This is a genomic window from Microbacterium sufflavum (assembly GCF_023091155.1).
Taxonomy (GTDB): domain Bacteria; phylum Actinomycetota; class Actinomycetes; order Actinomycetales; family Microbacteriaceae; genus Microbacterium; species Microbacterium sufflavum.
The window spans coordinates 2,182,910-2,199,654 of the sequence record NZ_JAHWXK010000001.1; the positions used below are offsets into that span (position 1 = coordinate 2,182,910).

15 protein-coding genes and 1 riboswitch are annotated in these 16,745 nt (G+C 71.7%); of the genes, 3 read left to right on the top strand and 12 right to left on the bottom strand.

Annotation, left to right across the window (positions count from 1 at the left end; all coding sequences use genetic code 11):
- Nucleotides 1–2: 2 nt before the first annotated feature.
- From KZC56_RS10585 to KZC56_RS10595, 3 genes are read right to left on the bottom strand one after another with little or no spacing between them, the layout of a single operon-like run.
- Complete coding sequence (locus KZC56_RS10585; RefSeq protein WP_247638527.1) at nt 3–1,394, bottom strand: S10 family serine carboxypeptidase-like protein; 1,392 nt, start codon at nt 1,392–1,394, stop codon at nt 3–5.
- Entirely contained in the window at nt 1,394–2,860 is a 1,467-nt protein-coding gene (locus KZC56_RS10590) for a S10 family peptidase (protein ID WP_247638528.1), read from the bottom strand. The genes KZC56_RS10585 and KZC56_RS10590 overlap by 1 nt, the downstream gene beginning before the upstream one ends.
- Nucleotides 2,861–2,906: 46 nt before the next feature.
- Nucleotides 2,907–4,349 carry an XRE family transcriptional regulator gene (locus tag KZC56_RS10595; RefSeq protein ID WP_136029081.1) on the bottom strand — a complete coding sequence of 481 codons (1,443 nt, stop codon included), beginning with the start codon at nt 4,347–4,349 and terminating at the stop codon, nt 2,907–2,909.
- A 110-nt stretch (nt 4,350–4,459) separates the two neighbouring features.
- On the opposite strand from KZC56_RS10595, the gene KZC56_RS10600 reads away from it, so the two are divergent.
- Nucleotides 4,460–6,325 carry a phosphoenolpyruvate carboxykinase (GTP) gene (locus KZC56_RS10600; RefSeq protein WP_205812660.1) on the top strand — a complete coding sequence of 622 codons (1,866 nt, stop codon included), beginning with the start codon at nt 4,460–4,462 and terminating at the stop codon, nt 6,323–6,325.
- A 142-nt stretch (nt 6,326–6,467) separates the two neighbouring features.
- On the opposite strand, the gene KZC56_RS10605 is transcribed toward KZC56_RS10600, so the two are convergent.
- From KZC56_RS10605 to KZC56_RS10620, 3 genes are all read right to left on the bottom strand, one after another.
- Nucleotides 6,468–8,360: an ABC transporter ATP-binding protein gene (locus KZC56_RS10605; protein WP_247638529.1), complete on the bottom strand. Its 1,893-nt coding sequence runs from the start codon at nt 8,358–8,360 to the stop codon at nt 6,468–6,470.
- A gap of 78 nt (nt 8,361–8,438) precedes the next feature.
- Complete coding sequence (locus KZC56_RS10610; protein ID WP_136044963.1) at nt 8,439–8,642, bottom strand: AsnC family protein; 204 nt, start codon at nt 8,640–8,642, stop codon at nt 8,439–8,441.
- A 392-nt stretch (nt 8,643–9,034) separates the two neighbouring features.
- Nucleotides 9,035–10,495: an MFS transporter gene (locus KZC56_RS10620; protein ID WP_136029087.1), complete on the bottom strand. Its 1,461-nt coding sequence runs from the start codon at nt 10,493–10,495 to the stop codon at nt 9,035–9,037.
- Nucleotides 10,496–10,659: 164 nt separating this feature from the next.
- Between KZC56_RS10620 and KZC56_RS10625 the strand changes: the two genes are divergently transcribed.
- Nucleotides 10,660–11,157, top strand: coding sequence for a metallophosphoesterase family protein (locus KZC56_RS10625; RefSeq protein ID WP_247638530.1), 498 nt, complete (start codon nt 10,660–10,662; stop codon nt 11,155–11,157).
- On the top strand, nt 11,154–11,681 hold the full coding sequence (locus KZC56_RS10630; RefSeq protein WP_247638531.1) for a GAF domain-containing protein: 528 nt from the start codon (nt 11,154–11,156) through the stop codon (nt 11,679–11,681). The genes KZC56_RS10625 and KZC56_RS10630 overlap by 4 nt, the downstream gene beginning before the upstream one ends.
- A 69-nt stretch (nt 11,682–11,750) precedes the next feature.
- On the opposite strand, the gene KZC56_RS10635 is transcribed toward KZC56_RS10630, so the two are convergent.
- The 6 genes from KZC56_RS10635 to KZC56_RS10660 form a co-directional block, all read right to left on the bottom strand.
- Entirely contained in the window at nt 11,751–12,104 is a 354-nt protein-coding gene (locus tag KZC56_RS10635) for a Fe-S protein (protein WP_136029091.1), read from the bottom strand.
- Between the two features lie 53 nt (nt 12,105–12,157).
- Complete coding sequence (ribH, locus tag KZC56_RS10640) at nt 12,158–12,631, bottom strand: 6,7-dimethyl-8-ribityllumazine synthase (protein WP_136044544.1); 474 nt, start codon at nt 12,629–12,631, stop codon at nt 12,158–12,160.
- On the bottom strand, nt 12,628–13,896 hold the full coding sequence (gene ribA / locus KZC56_RS10645) for a GTP cyclohydrolase II (RefSeq protein WP_136029095.1): 1,269 nt from the start codon (nt 13,894–13,896) through the stop codon (nt 12,628–12,630). Before ribA ends, ribH begins: the two co-directional genes overlap by 4 nt.
- A complete protein-coding gene (locus tag KZC56_RS10650) occupies nt 13,893–14,522 on the bottom strand; it encodes a riboflavin synthase (protein WP_136029096.1) in 630 nt (209 codons plus the stop codon). Before KZC56_RS10650 ends, ribA begins: the two co-directional genes overlap by 4 nt.
- Nucleotides 14,522–15,565 carry a bifunctional diaminohydroxyphosphoribosylaminopyrimidine deaminase/5-amino-6-(5-phosphoribosylamino)uracil reductase RibD gene (gene ribD / locus KZC56_RS10655; protein WP_247638532.1) on the bottom strand — a complete coding sequence of 348 codons (1,044 nt, stop codon included), beginning with the start codon at nt 15,563–15,565 and terminating at the stop codon, nt 14,522–14,524. The genes KZC56_RS10650 and ribD overlap by 1 nt, the downstream gene beginning before the upstream one ends.
- Before the next feature lie 65 nt (nt 15,566–15,630).
- Nucleotides 15,631–15,775, bottom strand: a riboswitch (FMN riboswitch).
- Between the two features lie 74 nt (nt 15,776–15,849).
- Entirely contained in the window at nt 15,850–16,713 is an 864-nt protein-coding gene (locus KZC56_RS10660) for an Fpg/Nei family DNA glycosylase (protein WP_136029100.1), read from the bottom strand.
- Between the last annotated feature and the right edge of the window lie 32 nt (nt 16,714–16,745).

The window sequence follows — 16,745 nt, forward strand, 5'->3', positions numbered from 1 at the left end:
CCTCAGGCCGTCAGGAACGCGCGGAGGTCGGCGTTCAGCTGCGCCGCGACCGCCGGGTCGCTGTACATCATGTGCCCGGCCCGGTACCAGTGCGAGGTGGTGCGTTCGCGGGGCAGGCCGAAGTGCCGCAGCAGATGGTCGGCGGCCCCCACGGTGGTCAGCGCGTCGTACACGCCCGTGCCGAGGAAGAGCCGCGCGTGCGGGTTCTGCTTCATCCACCGCGAGAGCCGCGCCGGGTAGGGGTAGGTGTGGAACGGCGACGGTCGGCCATAGGTGGGGAACGCGGCGCCGCCCTGCTCCTGCCAGTCCCAGTCACGGCCGGCCTCCGTGTCGACGACCCGGTACGGTCGCGCGGAGTCGTCGCCGAACACGTCGAGCCGCAGACGCGACAGCCCGGTGACGTAGCGCGGGGAGAGCGCGGTGTCGGCGGGGTCGTGGCCGAGCTCGCCGACACGGCGGTCGGCGGCGGGGGCGCGGTAGCGACTGTCCGTGACGCCCAGCACCTGGCCCTCGAGCAGCCGTTCGCGGAAGTCGGTCTTGCTGATCCACAGTCGGTCGCGCACGAGCTCGTCGGCGGGGAGGCCGATCATGGCGGACAACCGCTCGGCGACCGCGTCCCGGTCGCCCGCCGGCAGCTCGTCGCCCTGCAGCATGGCCGCGGCCAGGTCGCCGCGCGCGAAGTCGAGGGCGTCCGCGATGGCGCCCTCGACCGTGGCGTGCCCGCGCGACCCCGTGCCGTGGTACCAGGCGGTGGCGGCCTTGTAGGGCAGGTTGGCGAGGGCTCCGACGATGCTCCCCGGCCGGTCCTGCGTCTCCTGGATGTTCACCGCCTGACCGAGCAGCGCGATCCCGGCCAGCGGCGCCGTGTCCATGCTGTGCGGGTTCGTCGCGAGGAACGCCGCGCGCAGCGTGCCGTAGCTCTCGCCGAGGAAGTACGTGGGCGCGTCCCAGCGGCCGTGCCGGTCGCGCCAGTCGCCGATCGCGACGGCGACCGCGTCGGCGTCGCCCTCCACGGTGCGGAAGAGCGAGCGGTCGGCGTCGTCCGCGAACGTGCCGAAGCCGGTGCCCGGTGCGTCGAGGAACACGAGGTCGGCGACGTCGAGGATGCTCGACGGGCTCTCCTCGATGCCGTACGGCGGCTGTCCGGCGTCGCCCGGGTGCACCGGGACGCGCGCCCGCCACGGTCCGATGCCGCTCAGGTGCAGGTAGATCGACGAGACGCCGGGCCCGCCGTTGGTGAGGAACAGCACCGGCCGGCCGGGTGCGTCGACCGTATAGCTGAATGCCGACAGCGTGCCCTGTGGCGTGCCGTCGGAGCGCCGCAGCGGCAGCTCCTCCACCCGCGCGACGTACTCCCGCTCTCCGAGTCGGCCCGTCGTCTCGCGTGCGCTCATCAGCGCGCGGTGGCGTCGCGGTAGAAGTCGTCGAGGTCGCTCTTCATGCGCACGATGGCATCTTCGTCCACGAACGTCATGTGGCCGGACTCGTAGAACGCGAAACGGATGTTGTCGCGCAGCGCGGGGGCGAGGTACAGGTGCGCCACGTCGACCTCCGGCCCGAAGAACGGGGTCGCGAGGTCGTAGTACCCGCCCATCACGAACACGCGGAGGTTCGGGTTGCGCCGCACCGCCGCCGAGAGGTCGAGCGACACGTCGGGCACGAGCTGGGGGGCGTCGACGCCCGGCGCCTTGTGCTTCCAGTCCCAGGCTCGCGAGATGGGCATGTTGTGCAGGTGCCGGTAGTGCAGGTCGCTGGTGTAGCCGATGTCGTCGACGAGGTGCGCGCGGTAGGTCGACAGGTGCGCGCTGTTCACCCCGGCGGTGGCGGCGTCGTCGGTGGCGGGGTCGTGCGAGCCGCCGCCCACCACGTACTGGTGCTCGGCGGTGAAGCGGGTGTCGAACCGGCCGATCACGCGACCCTCGTCGGCGAGCAGCGCGTAGCGGTACTGCTCCATGCCGATGCGGAAGTGGTGCTTCTTCAGGTCGTCGGCATCGAGACCGACGAGGGCGCTCATGCGCGCGGCGACCTCGTCTTCGACCTCGGACGGGATCAGGTCGCCCTGCAGCAGGGCGGCCGCGAAGGGTCCCTGCGCGAAGGCCCTGGCCTCCACCAGGAACGGCTCCAGCTCGGTGTGCTCGGTGCGCGCCCTGCCGTGATACCACGCGGTCGCGGCGAACGAGGGCAGCAGGTTGATGTACTCGCGCGGCCCCCCGAGGTTGCTCTCGCCCCAGTTCAGCACGGTGGACAGCAGCACGACGCCGTTGAAGTCGAGGCCCTGGTTCTGCAGGCGGTGCACGAGGGACGCGGCGCGCGTGGTGCCGTACGACTCGCCGAACAGGAACCGCGGGGCGTTCCAGTTGTTCGTGAGGGTGAGCCACCGGGTGATCGCCTTCGCGAACGCGTCGACGTCCTGGTCGACGCCCCATACCTGCGCGGGCGCGGTGTCGCCCAGCAGTCGCGAGTAACCGGTGCCGGGGGCGTCGATGAAGACGAGGTCGGACTCGGTGAGCAGCGTGTGCGGGTTGTCGCCCCACGCGTAGGGAGCGGGTGGGGTCGCCTTCGGCGTGTTGGTGGGGGCGCGCTTGACGCCGAAGCCGCCGATGTTGAGCCACAGGCTGGCGGAGCCGGGTCCGCCGTTGAACAGGAAGGTCACCGGGCGCGGCGCAGCGCCCTCCTCGCGGTCGGCCACGTAGGACGTGTAGAAGACGCTGGCGAGCGGGGTGTGCTCGTCGTCGCGCACGATCACGGTGCCGGCGCCCGCCGTGTAGTCGAGCGTGCGTCCACCCGCCGTGATGCGGTGGCGGCGCGAGGTGAACGTCTCGGTCGCTGCGGTGTCGGCGGCGGGGGTCTGCTCGGTCACGGGGCTCCCTCGGAGGCTGGCAATGAGTGAATTGAATATATCTTAATCACTCGCTCGCGTGCCGCGCGAGGAAGTCGTACACCTCGTTGTCGTCCACGCCGGGGAAGGCGCCGCGGGGGAGCGGCGAGAACATGTGCGTGTGCACGCGGGCGCTCGGCCACGCCCGCCCCTGCCAGCGCTCGGTCAGCTCGGTCGAGGGGCGCCGGCAGCACGCCTCGTCGGGGCAGGTCGACACGGCGCGGTCGCTCGTCTCCCTGCCCCGCCACCAGCGGGCGTCGTCGAACGGCACGCCGACCGTGACGGAGAACTCGCCGTCGGTGGAGGAGCCGGTCTGGGTGGAGCACCAGAACGTCCCGGACGGGGTGTCGGTGTACTGGTGGTGCTCGACCGTGCGGTTCTGCTGCGTGAAGGCGGAGCGCGCCTGGAACTTGCGGCACACGCGCTGGCCCTCGACGGCGCCGGTGACGTCCATCGGCAGCGGCAGCCCGTCGTTCTCGTAGACGCGGGTGATGGCTCCGGTCGAGTCGACGCGCAGGAAGTGCAGCGACATGCCCAGGTGCTGCGTCATCAGGTTGGTCATCCGCATGCCGGCGGCCTCGTGCGTGACGCCGAAGCCGTCGCGGAAGTCCTCGACGGCGAGGTTGCGGTCCTTCTTCGCCTGCTGCAGGAAAGCGACGGCGGCGGTCTCGGGCATCAGGCAGCAGGCGGCGAAGTAGTTGATCTCCAGGCGCTGCTGCAGGAAGTCGGCGTAGTCGGTGGGCGGGGTGTGCCCGAGCAGGCGGTGGGCCATGGCCTGCAGCGCCATCGAGCGCAGGCCGTGTCCGCCGGGGATGGAGGCGGGCGGCAGGTAGATGCGGCCGTTCTCGAGGTCGGTCACCGAGCGGGTGGAGTGCGGCAGGTCGTTGACGTAGATGAGCTCGAAGCCGAGCTTCTCCGCCATGATGCTCACGGTGCGGTGGGTGAGGGCCCCCTGTGTGTGCCCGGCCGCCTTGAGCTGTTTCTCGGCGAGCTTCTCGATCTCGGGCAGGTAGTTGTTCTGTGCGCGCATCCGCAGCCGCAGCTCGGTGTTCGCACGCCTGGCCTCCTCGGGGGTCGCGATCGCCTCGCGCTCCCTCCGCTGCAGCTCGTTGTGCAGCCCGAGGATCGACTCGATGGTCTCGTCGCTCATGCCCTTCGTGACGCGCACGGGAGCGACGCCGAGCTGGCGGAACACCGGGCTCTCCTGCGCGCGCTCCAGCTCGATCTCGAGCGCCGCACGGCGGTTGGGTGGCTCGCCGGAGATGAGGTCGGTGACCTCGGTGCCCGTGGCGTGCGCGATCGCCTGGAGCAGGGAGAGCTTGGGCTCGCGCTTGCCGTTCTCGATGAGGCTGAGCTGCGAGCCGGCGACCCCGACGACGGCGCCGAGCTCGTCGAGCGTGTACCCCTTCTGCAGGCGGTGGTGGCGGATGCGGTGACCGAGCGTCGTGAGGTGGAGTCCGGAGGGCGGCATGGTTTTGAGTGTAGCGAAAGAACATCGATTCTTTCGGCCCGATTTGTCCGAAAGTCGGGGTGGAGGCGGAAGAAGATAGGTGCAACGCCCCACACTTCTAAGGAGCAGTCATGGCCATGGCCGAAGTCATCACCCCCCGCACGTCTCCCGTCGCGACGATGCGCACGTTCGGCACGGCCCCCTCCTCCGACACCCCCGCGATGGCCGAGCTGCTCGCGTGGGTCGAGGAGATCCGGGCGCTCACCCAGCCCGACGCCGTGCACTGGGTCGACGGCTCCCGCGCCGAGAACGACTGGCTGCTGCGCGGGCTGGTCGACGAGGGCAAGCTCATCAAGCTCAACCCGGAGTGGCGTCCCGGCTCGTACCTCGCCCGCTCGCACCCGAGCGACGTCGCCCGTACCGAGGGGCGCACCTTCATCGCCTCGGAGCGCGAGGAGGACGCCGGTCCCACCAACAACTGGGCGGACCCCGCCGAGATGCGCGCCACCATGACCGAGATCTTCGCGGGCTCGATGCGCGGTCGCACGATGTACGTCGTCCCGTTCTCGATGGGTCGCGTCGGCGGACCGCTCTCGCACATCGGCGTGCAGATCACCGACAGCGCCTACGCGGTCGCCTCGATCGGCATCATGACCCGGGTGGGCGACGCCGTCACCCGCCAGATCGCGGACGGGGCGCCGTGGGTCAAGACGGTCCACTCGGTGGGCGCTCCGCTGGCCGCGGGCGAGCCCGACGTCGAGTGGCCGTGCAACGACGAGAAGTACATCGTGCACTTCCCCGAGACGCTCGAGGTCTACTCGTACGGCTCGGGCTACGGCGGCAACGCGATCCTCGCGAAGAAGTGCTTCGCGCTGCGCATCGCCTCGGTGATCGCCCGCGACGAGGGCTGGCTCGCCGAGCACATGCTGCTCATCCGCGTGATCGATCCGCAGGGCACGGCCTACCACGTCGCTGCCGCGTTCCCCTCGGCGTGCGGCAAGACGAACCTCGCGATGCTGCGTCCGACGATCCCGGGATGGCGGGTCGAGACACTCGGCGACGACATCGCCTGGATCCGTCCGGGCGAGGACGGGCGCCTGTGGGCCATCAACCCCGAGGCCGGCTTCTTCGGTGTCGCGCCGGGCACGGGCGAGTCCACCAACGTCACGGCCGTCGAGACGCTGTGGGGCAACACGATCTTCACGAACGTCGCGCTCCGGCCCGACGGCGACGTGTGGTGGGAGGGGCTGACCGACGAGGCGCCCGCGCACCTGATCGACTGGGAGGGCAACGACTGGACGCCCGACTCGGGTCGTCCGGCGGCGCACCCCAACTCGCGCTTCACGGTGTCGGCGGCGCAGTGCCCGCAGATCTCGGAGGACTGGGAGGAGGCCGTGCCGCTCGACGTGATCCTGTTCGGCGGGCGTCGCGCGAGCAACGTCCCGCTCGTGGTGGAGGCCACCGACTGGACGCACGGCGTGTTCCTCGGCTCGAACATCTCGTCCGAGCGCACCGCGGCGGCCGAGGGCACCGTGGGCGAGCTGCGCCGCGACCCGTTCGCGATGCTGCCGTTCTGCGGCTACAACATGGCCGACTACTTCGGGCACTGGCTGAAGGTGGGCCGCGGCCTGCGCTTCGACCGGGCGCCGCGCATCTTCCAGGTCAACTGGTTCCGCCGCGGGGCCGACGGGCGCTTCCTGTGGCCCGGCTTCGGTGACAACTCCCGCGTGGTCGACTGGATCATCCGCCGCATCTCGGGCGCCGTGCCCGCCGTGGACAGCCCCATCGGACGGCTGCCGCGTGCGGAGGACCTCAACCTCGACGGGCTCGACCTGCCGGCGGAAGACCTGGAGGAGCTCTTCTCGGTCGACCCGGAGGCATGGAAGGTCGAGGCCGACCTGACCGAGGAGTTCTACGACACCTTCGGCGACCGCGTGCCCGCGGCGCTGCGCACCGAGCTGGCCTCGCTGCGCTACCGGCTCGCGAAGGCGTCGTAGCCCCCAGACCGGTGCCGGTTCGGGGGAGCCGGCACCTTCGGGCCCCCGTGGCCCCCAGACCCGCGAAGGCGGGGCGTCGGAGACGAACCCATGGCTGAGTGGTCTCCGGCACCCCGCCTTCGCGTTGCCCGTTCGAGTGCGGTCAGGCGAGGAGCTGGTGACGCGCGAGGTCGCGGTACAGCGGCGTCGACTCGACCAGCTCCGCGTGGGTGCCCTGGCCGACGACCGTGCCGTCCTGCAACACGACGATGAGGTCGCTGTCGACGACCGTCGACAGCCGGTGGGCGATCACGACGAGGGTGCGGTCGGTGGACGCCGCCTCGATGGCCTCGCGCATGCGCTGCTCGTTCACACCGTCGAGCGACGACGTGGACTCGTCCAGCAGCAGGATCGGGGCGTCCGTGAGCAGTGCGCGCGCGATCGCGAGGCGCTGGCGCTCGCCGCCCGACAGCATCACGCCGTCCTCGCCGACCGGGGCGTCCACGCCGAGGGGGCTGCGTTCGAGCACGTCGCCGAGGTTCACGGCGCGCAGCACCCGCTCGCAGTCGGCGTCGCTGGCGTCGGGCGACGCGAGGCGCAGATTCTCGGCGAGGGTGCCGGCGAGGGTCGGGGCGTCCTGCTCGACGTAGCCGAACTGCGCGCGCAGCTCCTCCCGCGGGTACGTGCGGGCGTCGTGGCCGTGTACGCGGATGGAGCCGCCCGTGGGGTCGTAGAAGCGCTCGATGAGCGACAGGATCGTGCTCTTGCCCGCGCCGCTCGGACCGACCAGCGCCACCCGGGCGCCGCGCGGCACCGCGAACGATACGCCGCGCAGCACCTCGTGATCGGCGGCCTCGGCGTCGGCGGGCACCGGCGCGGCGGAGTCGAGGTGAGCGTCGGCGAGCAGATCCTTGGCCGCCTTCGCCGCGGCCTGCCGTGCGGCCACGACGTTCGCGGGGTAGCGGAAGCGCACATCGCGGAACTCGATCGCGGGCGCCGTGGGGTCGTCGGCCTCGCGGGGGATCGAGGCGGCGGTGGCGGCGTCGTCCTGCGACTCGGTGGGCAGGTCGAGCACCTCCTGGATGCGGCCGAGCGCGCCGAGGGCCTGGTTCACCGAGGTGATCGCCCCGAACGTGGTCGCGAGCGGCATCACGAGCAGGAACAGGAACATGATGAACGCGATCAGCGAGGCGATCGTGATGGCGCCGGCGGCCACACGGAACCCGCCCACGCCCAGCACCACCAGGAGTGACAGCTGCAGGGCGATGCCCGAGACCGGCACCACGAGAGACGAGATCTTGGCGATGCGCACACCGATGCCGTAGGCCTCGGCGGCCCGGTCGGAGACGGCTGCGGTCTCGCGCTCGGTCGCCCCCGAGGCGCGGATGGTGCGGATCGAGCCCACGGCACGCTCGACGCCGGAGGCGAGTTCGCCCACCTTCTCCTGCTGGGCGGTCGACGCGGTGCGGATGCGGCCGCTGAGCGACACCACGACCACGACCGAGACGCCGATCACGACCACGATGAGCAGCAGCAGCACCGGATCGATCAGCAGCATCGCGACCAGGGCGCCCACGAACAGGACCGCGCTGCCGACCGCATCGGCGAGACCCTGCGTGAGCACGGCGTACAGCAGGGTGGTGTCGGTGCCGACGCGCGAGACGAGGTCGCCGGTGCGGCGGGCGTCGAACTCCGCGGTGGGCAGGTGCAGGATGCGCGCGATGAGCTTGCGCCGGCTGGAGTACACCACGGCCGTGCCGGTGCGCTGCAGCAGGTAGTGCTGGAAGCCGGAGATGATCGACGACACGATCACGAAGCCGACGAGCAGCCATACCAGGACCCCGATCGTGCCGTCGGTCTGCACGGCCTCGATGACCTGGCCGACCAGCACCGGCTGCACGAGCGAGGTCGCCGCGCCGATGACGCTGAGGATCGCGACGACGATGAGGGTGCGCTTGTGCTCGAACAGGAAGGGGAGGAGCTGACGGAAGGTGGCGCGCGGGCCGTCGGGCTGTGCGCCCCGGCGGCGTCGGCGTGCTGTCGCCGTGGTGGACATGCGGGACCTCGATCTGGAGAGGGGGGTACTTCGACCGTACTCGGGGGCGGTCGCTTCCTATGCGGCTGCTGTATGCACTCAGTGGCGCCCGAAGCGGCGATGCGCGGCCTGCTTGGTCACGCCCAGGGCGCTGGCGATCGCCTGCCACGAGTAGCCGTCGTTGCGCGCGCGGCGCACCTGCGCCTCCTCGGCGCGAGCGATCTCGATGCGAAGCCCGGCCAGGCGGTGCAGCTCGGCGAGCGGCTCGCCGCCCTCGGCCTGGGCGATCGTGGTCGTGTTCATCGGACACCTCCTGCGTCAATGATCATTGACGCGCGCCACCGTTGTCAATCTCTGTTGACGCTCGTTGTCGACAGATCGCGAACACCGCGCATGCGCGCCACATGTGATCACGGGGGCATGGGCAGATCATCCGCCACCCGCTGCGCCGCCTGATCCCGCGCATCTGGACGCTGCGCGAGGAGGTCTCCGCATACGACGCCGGCTCCGTCGCGCTGGCGGAGGCGCTCGGCGTCCCGCTGCTCACGCTCGACCGCCGGCTGGCGAAGACCGCGGCGCGGTACTGCGATGTCGTCGTCCTCTGAGCGCTCCCGCGCGCGGACGGCGGCCCGGAGACGCGGAAACGGCCGCACCTCGCGGGGAGGGCGGCCGTTCCGGGGTTCGTCGTCGGGCGCTCAGAGCTCGGCGGAGGCTGCCAGCCCCAGGTCGTCCTCGTAGTCGTGGTCCTTCGTCTCCGGCGTGAAGATCAGCGCCACGAAGGTGAGCACGGCCATCGAGGAGAGGTACACGCCGACCAGCCACGGCTCGCCGCCGACCGCCGCCCACAGTGCCACGGCGATGAACGGGGCCACGGCCGCGCCGAGGATCGACGACACGTTGTAGGCGATCGCGGAGCCCGAGTAGCGCACGTTCGTCGGGAACAGCTCGGGCAGCAGCGCGCCCATCGGGCCGAACGTCGTGCCCATGAGCATGAACCCGAACACCAGGAACGCCTGCGTGAGCGCGCCCGTGAACTTCGGGTCGGCCTGGGGCAGCAGGAAGAGGTTGAACGACAGGCCGAACACCACGATGAGGCCCGTGACCCACAGCAGCAGCTTGCGGCGGCCGATGGCGTCGGCGATCGGACCCGACAGCAGCGTGAAGATGCCGAAGAACACCACGCCGATGATCTGCATCAGCACGAAGTCGGTGTAGCCGAAGCCGAGCCCCGGGTAGAACTGGGCCGCGAACGCCGTGGGGTCGAAGTCCTTGCCGGTGGCCTCCGCGGCGGCGCGGGCGGCGGCCGACGCAGTCTCCACGTCGGCGGCCTTGGTGCCGTACGTCAGGGTGAAGTTCGTCATCAGGTAGAACAGCACGTAGGTCGCCAGCATGATGAACGTGCCGAGGATCAGCTGCTTCCAGTGGTGGCGGAAGACGGTGGCCAGCGGCAGCTTGCGGATGGCGCCGGTCTTCTCCGCCTTCTTGAACGTGTCCGACTCGACCAGGCGCAGGCGCACCCACAGGCCGATGATGACCATGACGGCCGAGAACAGGAACGGCACCCGCCAGCCCCACGACAGGAACGCCTCCGACTTCAGCGCCGGGTCCTCGGGGTGGGGCAGGGCGAAGTTGATGGCGAGGAAGATGCCGTTCGCGATGATGAACCCGAGGGGCGCACCCAGCTGCGGGAACGAGCCGTACCAGGCGCGCTTGCCCTTCGGGGCGTTCTCGGTCGCGACCAGCGCCGCGCCCGACCACTCGCCGCCGAGCGCGAAGCCCTGGGCGAGGCGCAGCACGAGAAGCAGCAGCGGCGCGACCCAGCTGATCTGCTGGAACGTGGGCAGCAGGCCGATCACGAAGGTCGCGATGCCCATCGTGAGCAGGGACGCGACGAGCGTCGCCTTGCGGCCGAACTTGTCGCCGAAGTGGCCGAACACGACTGCGCCGATCGGGCGGGCGACCATCGCGGCGCCGAACACGGCGAACGACGACAGCAGCGAGGCGGTGTCGTTGGTGCTGGGGAAGAAGAGCGTCGGGAACACCAGGACCGCTGCCGTCGCGTAGACGTAGAAGTCGTAGAACTCGATGGTGGTGCCGACGAGGCTCGCGGTGATGACGCGCGAGCGGGGATTCGCGGGGGCGGGGGCGCTGCTCATGGGGTCTCTTTCTCGGATGACGCCGCTGGTATACCAGGACCCGGGCGAGTCTACGCCTTCCTGGGAGTTGCCTGAACGCGGATGACGCCGCCCGGTCCCGGCGGCGCGCCACCCCCGTAGAGTCGGAGCACACGACGTGGAACGCACGACTCGGGGGAGCCGATATGACGACGCGGATGCTGCTGCTGGCCGACACGCACGTGCCGAAGCGCGCCAAGCGACTGCCCGACGCCGTGCTGCGCGCCGTCGACGAGGCCGACGTGGTGGTGCACGCGGGCGACTGGGTCGACGAGGCCACGCTCGATCTCCTCGCCGAGCGCGCCGCGGTGCTGCACGCCGTGTTCGGCAACAACGACGGCCCCGGTCTGCGCGGCCGGCTGCCCGAGGTCGCCCGGTTCCGGGTGGAGGACACGTCCGTCGCGGTGATCCACGAGACCGGGGGCGCGGCGGGGCGGGAGCGACGCATGGACGCGGCGTTCCCCGACGACGACCTCCTGGTGTTCGGGCACTCGCACATCCCGTGGGACACGGTGATCCCGCGCGGCCTGCGTCTGCTGAACCCGGGGTCGCCGACCGACCGCCGCCGTCAGCCCGTGTGCACCCTGATGACGGTCGTGATCGACGGCGCCGACATCGACGCGACCCTCGTGCCGCTCTCGTGAAAGAGCCTCCCGCCGCCTCCGGCCCCGAGGTCGTCGCGGAGCCGCTGGCCTACCGCGCACCGATGCGCTCGCGCGACGACGCGGTGCCCGACGGTGCCGGAGCCGAGCGCGGTCTCACGCGCGGCCTGGTGGGGATGGGAGGACGGCTGGAGCGGGTGCCCTCGTCGCCGGCAGAGGCGCTGTCGGCGGTGGACGCCCGCTGGGGCGAGCGCGCCGCCCGACGCCTCGAGCGCTTCGTGGCGCTGCCGGAGGGCACCTTCGTCTGGACCCGTGACGGAGACGGCCTGCTCTGGCTCGGGCGGCTCGACGGCCCGTGGTGGTACGACGGTTCGGCGGAGGCCGCGGCGGTCGACCTCGTGCACGTGCGGTCGTGCGTGTGGCTTCCGGCCCCCGTGGACCCGGCCGTGGCTCCCGCCGCCGTCACTGCGACGTTCGCGCGCGGCGGTCGCAACGGTCAGCGCATCGGGACGCCGGGAGCGGGTGCGGCGACCGCAGCGGTGTGGGAGCGCATCGTCGGCGGATGATCCCCGCGGTCGCTCAGACCGCGGAGGTGTCGGGGGTCAGCGCCGGATGGGTCAGCGCCAGATGACGGGTCAGCGCCAGATGACTGCCATGCCGGCGTTGGCCAGCGCGAGGATGCCGATGAGCCAGAACACGGCGGAGGGCACCGCCTCGCCGCGCTTCTGCCGCGCGGAGCCGATGCCCAGGAGCGCACCGATCACGAGGAGCACCACGAGCTTCACGCCGATCTTGACGTAGTTCAGGTCGTACTCGATGCCCCACGGAGCGGCCAGCGCCAGTCCGGCGACACCGGCGATCAGCAGGCCGTAGTCCATCAGCCGGGTGATCTGCCGCTTGCCGCCGAACGCCTGGGCCGCCCAGGCGCCGAACAGCACCGCGAAGCCGATGAGGTGGACGAACACGACGATGTGGCGCAGGATCTCCATGCCCTCACCGTACGTGAGGGGGGTACTGCGCCGCTAGCAAGGCCGCCCTGACCTCAGCCGCGCAGCTCCCGGATCACGAGGGCCGTGCGCAGCGCAGCGTCGGCCGCCTCCGCGCCCTTGTCCTCCTTCGAGCCCTCGAGACCCGCGCGATCCAGGCCCTGCTTCTCGTCGTCGAGGGTCAGCAGGCCGAAGCCGACCGGCCGCCCTGCGTCGAGCGACACCCGGGTGAGACCGTCGGTGGCCGCGGCGGACACGTACTCGAAGTGGGGGGTGCCGCCGCGGATGATCACGCCGAGCGCGACCACCGCATCGGCACCTCCGGCGAACGCGGCCTGCGCGGCCACCGCGAGCTCGAACGAGCCAGGCACCCGCACGAGCGTGTGCGACGCCTGCGCCTCGTCGAGCACCCGCTGCGCGCCCGCGATCAGTCCGTTCGAGATGGTCTCGTGCCACGTGCCGGCGATCACGACGACGTGAAGTCCCCGCCCGTCGATGCTCCCGGCCTTCGGTGCTCCTGCGCCGCTCATTCCTCGTCCTTCCCGGCCGCGAGGGCCTGGGCGAGCTCTGCCTCGCCGATGATGTGACCCATCCGGTCACGCTTGGTCTCCAGGTACTGGTGGTTGTTCGGGCCGACGCCCACGATCAGCGGCACCTGCTCCACCACGTCGAGCCCCAGCTCGCGCAGCTGGTTCACCTTGTCGGTGTTGTTGGTCAGCAGTCGCACCTTCGACACGCCGAGGTCGGCGAGGATGCCGGCCGCGGCGGCGTAGTCGCGCGCATCGGCGGGCAGCCCGAGCGCGAGGTTCGCATCGACCGTGTCCAGGCCGTCCTCTTGAAGGCTGTAGGCGCGGAGCTTGTTGATCAGCCCGATTCCGCGCCCCTCGTGCCCGCGCATGTAGACGACGACCCCGCCGTCCTGCTCGATCGCGTCGAGCGCGGCGTCGAGCTGGGGACCGCACTCGCACTTCAGCGACCCGAACGCCTCGCCCGTCAGGCACTCGGAGTGCACGCGCACGAGGGCGGTCTCGCTCAGCTCGCCCGACACGACCGCGATGTGGTCGGTTCCGGTCACGCGATCCTTGTAGGCGAGGAACCGGAACGAGCCGTGCTCGGTGGGCACGGTCGCGTCGGCGCGCAGGCTCACCCGGCGACCGCGGTGCGCGGCCGGCGTCGCCCCCGCGGGGTCGATCTCGTTGAGGTGCGCGATGAGCTGCTCGATCGTGATCACGGGCACACCGTCACGCGCGCCCAGCTCGATCAGTCCCGGCAGCCGCATCATGCTGCCGTCCTCCGCCACGACCTCGGCGATCGCGCCGACCGGTCGCAGACCCGCGAGCTTCATCAGCTCGACGGCGGCCTCGGTGTGGCCGCTGCGCTCGCGCACGCCGCCGTCCACCGCGCGCAGCGGCAGCACGTGCCCGGGGCGGATGATGCTCGTCGCGGTCGAGTCGGGGTTCGCGAGCACGTTGAGGGTGCGGGCCCGGTCGCTCGCACTGATGCCGGTGGTCACGCCGTCGGCGGCGTCCACGCTCACCGTGTACGCGGTGGAGCGGGCGTCCTCGCTCGCCGCGACCATGGGCGGCAGGTTCAGCTGATCGGCCAGGTCGGCGGGCATGGGCGCGCACAGGAAGCCCGACGACCAGCGCACGGTCCACGCGACCCACTCGGGCGTCGCCAGCTCCGCCGAGAGCACCACGTCGCCCTCGTTCTCGCGGTTCTCGTCGTCGGCCACGAGGACCGGCCGTCCGGCGCGCAGCGCCTCCAGGGCCTCGGGGATGGATGACAGGCTCATCGCGAGCCCCCTTCCGGTGCGGCGCGGAACGCGAGCAGACGCTCGACGTGCCGCGCGAGGATGTCGGTCTCGAGGTTCACGCGGTCGCCGACCGCGCGGGTGCCGAGCGTGGTGGCGGCGAGCGTCTCCGGGATGAGCGACACCTCGAACCACGGCGCCGCCTCGTCGGGCGCGCTCACGGCGCTCACGGTCAGCGAGGTGCCGTCCACCGAGATGGAGCCCTTGTCGACCACGAGCGGCGCGAGATCGTGGGGCAGGCCGATCCGCAGCACGCTCCACTGCGCACCCGGCCGCACCTCCCGCACCTCGCCGGTGCCGTCGACGTGGCCCTGGACGATGTGCCCGCCGAGCCGCGCGCCCACCGGCATCGCCTTCTCGATGTTCACGCGCGTGCCGACCACGGCCGATCCGATCGCGGCGACGTCGAGCGTCTGCTTCATCACGTCGGCGTCGAACGTGTCGGCGGTCGAGTCGACCACGGTCAGGCACACGCCCGACACCGCGATCGACTCGCCGTGCACGGCGTCGGCCGCGGCCCTCGGCGCGCGCACGGTGAGCCGCCAGCCGTCGCCGGACTCCGCGATCGCCGTGATCTCGCCGATCTCCTCGATGATTCCGGTGAACATCACCAGGCACCTTCCTGCTCGGGGGCGTGGGGGTCTGTGAAGCGGGCGACGGCCAGGAGGTCGGCGCCGAGCGGCACCCACTCCTCGACGGTCAGCCGGCGCGCCTCGTCGATGCGGGAGACGCCGATGTCGGTGAGCGCGAGGCGGCCCCCGCCCAGCAGCACCGGTGCGACGTACGCGAGCACGCGATCCGCGAGTCCCGCCGCGACGAACGCGCTGGCCAGGGTCGGCCCGCCCTCCACGAACACGCTGTGGTGGCCGCGATCGTGCAGGTCGGCGAGCACCGCGGGCAGCTCGCGGGTGTCGTAGAAGAGGGGAGCGTGCGGGTGCCGGTGCACCGCCGCGTGTGCGGGCGTCGCGCGGGCGCCGATCACGACCGGCACGGGCTGCCGCGGGTGGAGGGCGTCACCGTCGCGCGCGGTCAGAGCCGGGTCGTCGGCCAGCACGGTGCCGGTGCCCACGACGATCGCGTCGGCCTCGGCACGACGGCGGTGCACGTCGGCGCGCGCCTCGGGGCCGGTGATCCACTGACTGGAGCCGTCGTCCGCGGCGGCACGGCCGTCGAGGCTCTGCGCCCACTTGACCGTGACGTGCGGGCGGCCCAGGCGCTTCGCGGTGAGCCAGGAGGCGATCAGCGCCTCGGCCTCCGCGGCGCGCACGCCCGACTCCACGTCGACCCCGGCGGCGCGGAGCCGCTCGGCCCCGCCGCCGGACACCTCGCCCGGATCGTCGAGGGCGTAGACCACGCGGGCGACCCCGGCCTCGATGAGAGCCACGGCGCAGGGACCCGTGCGGCCGGTGTGGTTGCACGGCTCGAGCGTCACGACCGCGGTCGCCCCGCGCGCGGCACCCGGCGAGAGCTTCGACAGCGCATCGACCTCGGCGTGCGCGGTGCCCGAGCCGCGGTGCCACCCCTCGGCCAGCACCTCACCGGCGGGGGAGAGCAGCACGGCGCCCACCTGCGGGTTGACCCCGCGGGGGCCGCGGGCGGCGAGCTCGAGCGCACGGTCCATCGCACGCTGCTCGATCGCGGTCACTGCCATCCGTCGTCCTCTCTGCGGCCTCGGGGCTCTCGCAGGGGTGGCGGAACGGACGCACACGCGTGCGCCTCGTGCTGCCTCCCTTCCGGACTAGCGAGGTCACCCTCGCATCACCGTCGGTCCCGGAGTTCCACCGGATCGGCATCCCGATCACTCGAGACGCTCGCGGACTGTCACCGCCGGTTCGGATTCCCACCGACCCCGGAGCACGTTGCTGCTCTGAGTGTACTCAACGCGGTCGGCGCGATTTCATTCCGCGGCATGGATCGGCGCGCTCGGCGCCGATCTCACTTCAGCAGGCGCGAGAGGCGGCGGTCGGCGAGCACCTTGCCGCCCGTCTGGCACGTGGGGCAGTACTCCAGCGACCGGTCGGCGAAGAACACGCTGCGCACGGTGTCTCCGCACACCGGGCACGCCTCGCCGCGGCGCGCGTGCACCTGCATGCCGCGGCGCTTGGCGTCTTTCAGGTCGGCGGGCGGCTTCCCGGAGGCCGCGGCCACCGCCTCGCGCAGCGTCTCCTGCATCGCCGCGAACAGCCGGTCGACCTCGGCGTCGTCGAGCGTCGCGGCGATCGCATAGGGCGACATGCGTGCGGCGTGCAGGATCTCGTCGGAGTAGGCGTTGCCGATCCCCGCGATCACGCCCTGGTCGCGCAGCAGCCCCTTGATCTGCATGCGCCGCCCCTCCAGCAGGCCGGCGAAGTCCGCCCGCGTGAAGGCCGGGTCGAGCGGGTCGGGACCGAGGCGGGCGATGCCGGGCACCTCCTGCGGATCGCGCACGACGTACACCGCGAGCGACTTCTTCGTACCGGCCTCCGTCAGGTCGAACCCGCTGCCGTCGTCGAGCGCGACACGCAGGGCGATGGGCGTCTTCCCCGGCTTGATGAGCGTGGTCGGCAGGGTCTCGTACCAGCGCAGCCAGCCCGCCTTCGCCAGGTGGAACACGAGGTGCAGCTCCGCACCGCACGACAGCACGACGAACTTGCCCAGCCGCGCGGCCGCCGTGATCTCCGCGCCGTGGAGCGCCGTGATGGGCGGGTCGTACGTCTTCAGCGCCGCGATGGCCGAGACCGACGCGCGGGTGATCGTGCGTCCGACCGCGCGCTCGCCGAGGAACGCGACGAGTCCTTCGACCTCCGGCATCTCGGGCATGCAGCCATCCTGTCACCGGCCTCCGACGCTGT

What these genes read in the sequence shown, in the direction of transcription:
- KZC56_RS10585 (WP_247638527.1), bottom strand. Translation starts at nt 1,394, where the DNA reads ATGAGCGCACGCGAGACGACGGGCCGACTCGGAGAGCGGGAGTACGTC.
- KZC56_RS10595 (WP_136029081.1), bottom strand. Translation starts at nt 4,349, where the DNA reads ATGCCGCCCTCCGGACTCCACCTCACGACGCTCGGTCACCGCATCCGC.
- KZC56_RS10600 (WP_205812660.1), top strand. Translation starts at nt 4,460, where the DNA reads ATGGCCATGGCCGAAGTCATCACCCCCCGCACGTCTCCCGTCGCGACG.
- KZC56_RS10605 (WP_247638529.1), bottom strand. Translation starts at nt 8,360, where the DNA reads ATGTCCACCACGGCGACAGCACGCCGACGCCGCCGGGGCGCACAGCCC.
- KZC56_RS10610 (WP_136044963.1), bottom strand. Translation starts at nt 8,642, where the DNA reads ATGAACACGACCACGATCGCCCAGGCCGAGGGCGGCGAGCCGCTCGCC.
- KZC56_RS10620 (WP_136029087.1), bottom strand. Translation starts at nt 10,495, where the DNA reads ATGAGCAGCGCCCCCGCCCCCGCGAATCCCCGCTCGCGCGTCATCACC.
- KZC56_RS10625 (WP_247638530.1), top strand. Translation starts at nt 10,660, where the DNA reads ATGACGACGCGGATGCTGCTGCTGGCCGACACGCACGTGCCGAAGCGC.
- KZC56_RS10635 (WP_136029091.1), bottom strand. Translation starts at nt 12,104, where the DNA reads ATGGAGATCCTGCGCCACATCGTCGTGTTCGTCCACCTCATCGGCTTC.
- ribH (WP_136044544.1), bottom strand. Translation starts at nt 12,631, where the DNA reads ATGAGCGGCGCAGGAGCACCGAAGGCCGGGAGCATCGACGGGCGGGGA.
- ribA (WP_136029095.1), bottom strand. Translation starts at nt 13,896, where the DNA reads ATGAGCCTGTCATCCATCCCCGAGGCCCTGGAGGCGCTGCGCGCCGGA.
- KZC56_RS10650 (WP_136029096.1), bottom strand. Translation starts at nt 14,522, where the DNA reads ATGTTCACCGGAATCATCGAGGAGATCGGCGAGATCACGGCGATCGCG.
- ribD (WP_247638532.1), bottom strand. Translation starts at nt 15,565, where the DNA reads ATGGCAGTGACCGCGATCGAGCAGCGTGCGATGGACCGTGCGCTCGAG.
- KZC56_RS10660 (WP_136029100.1), bottom strand. Translation starts at nt 16,713, where the DNA reads ATGCCCGAGATGCCGGAGGTCGAAGGACTCGTCGCGTTCCTCGGCGAG.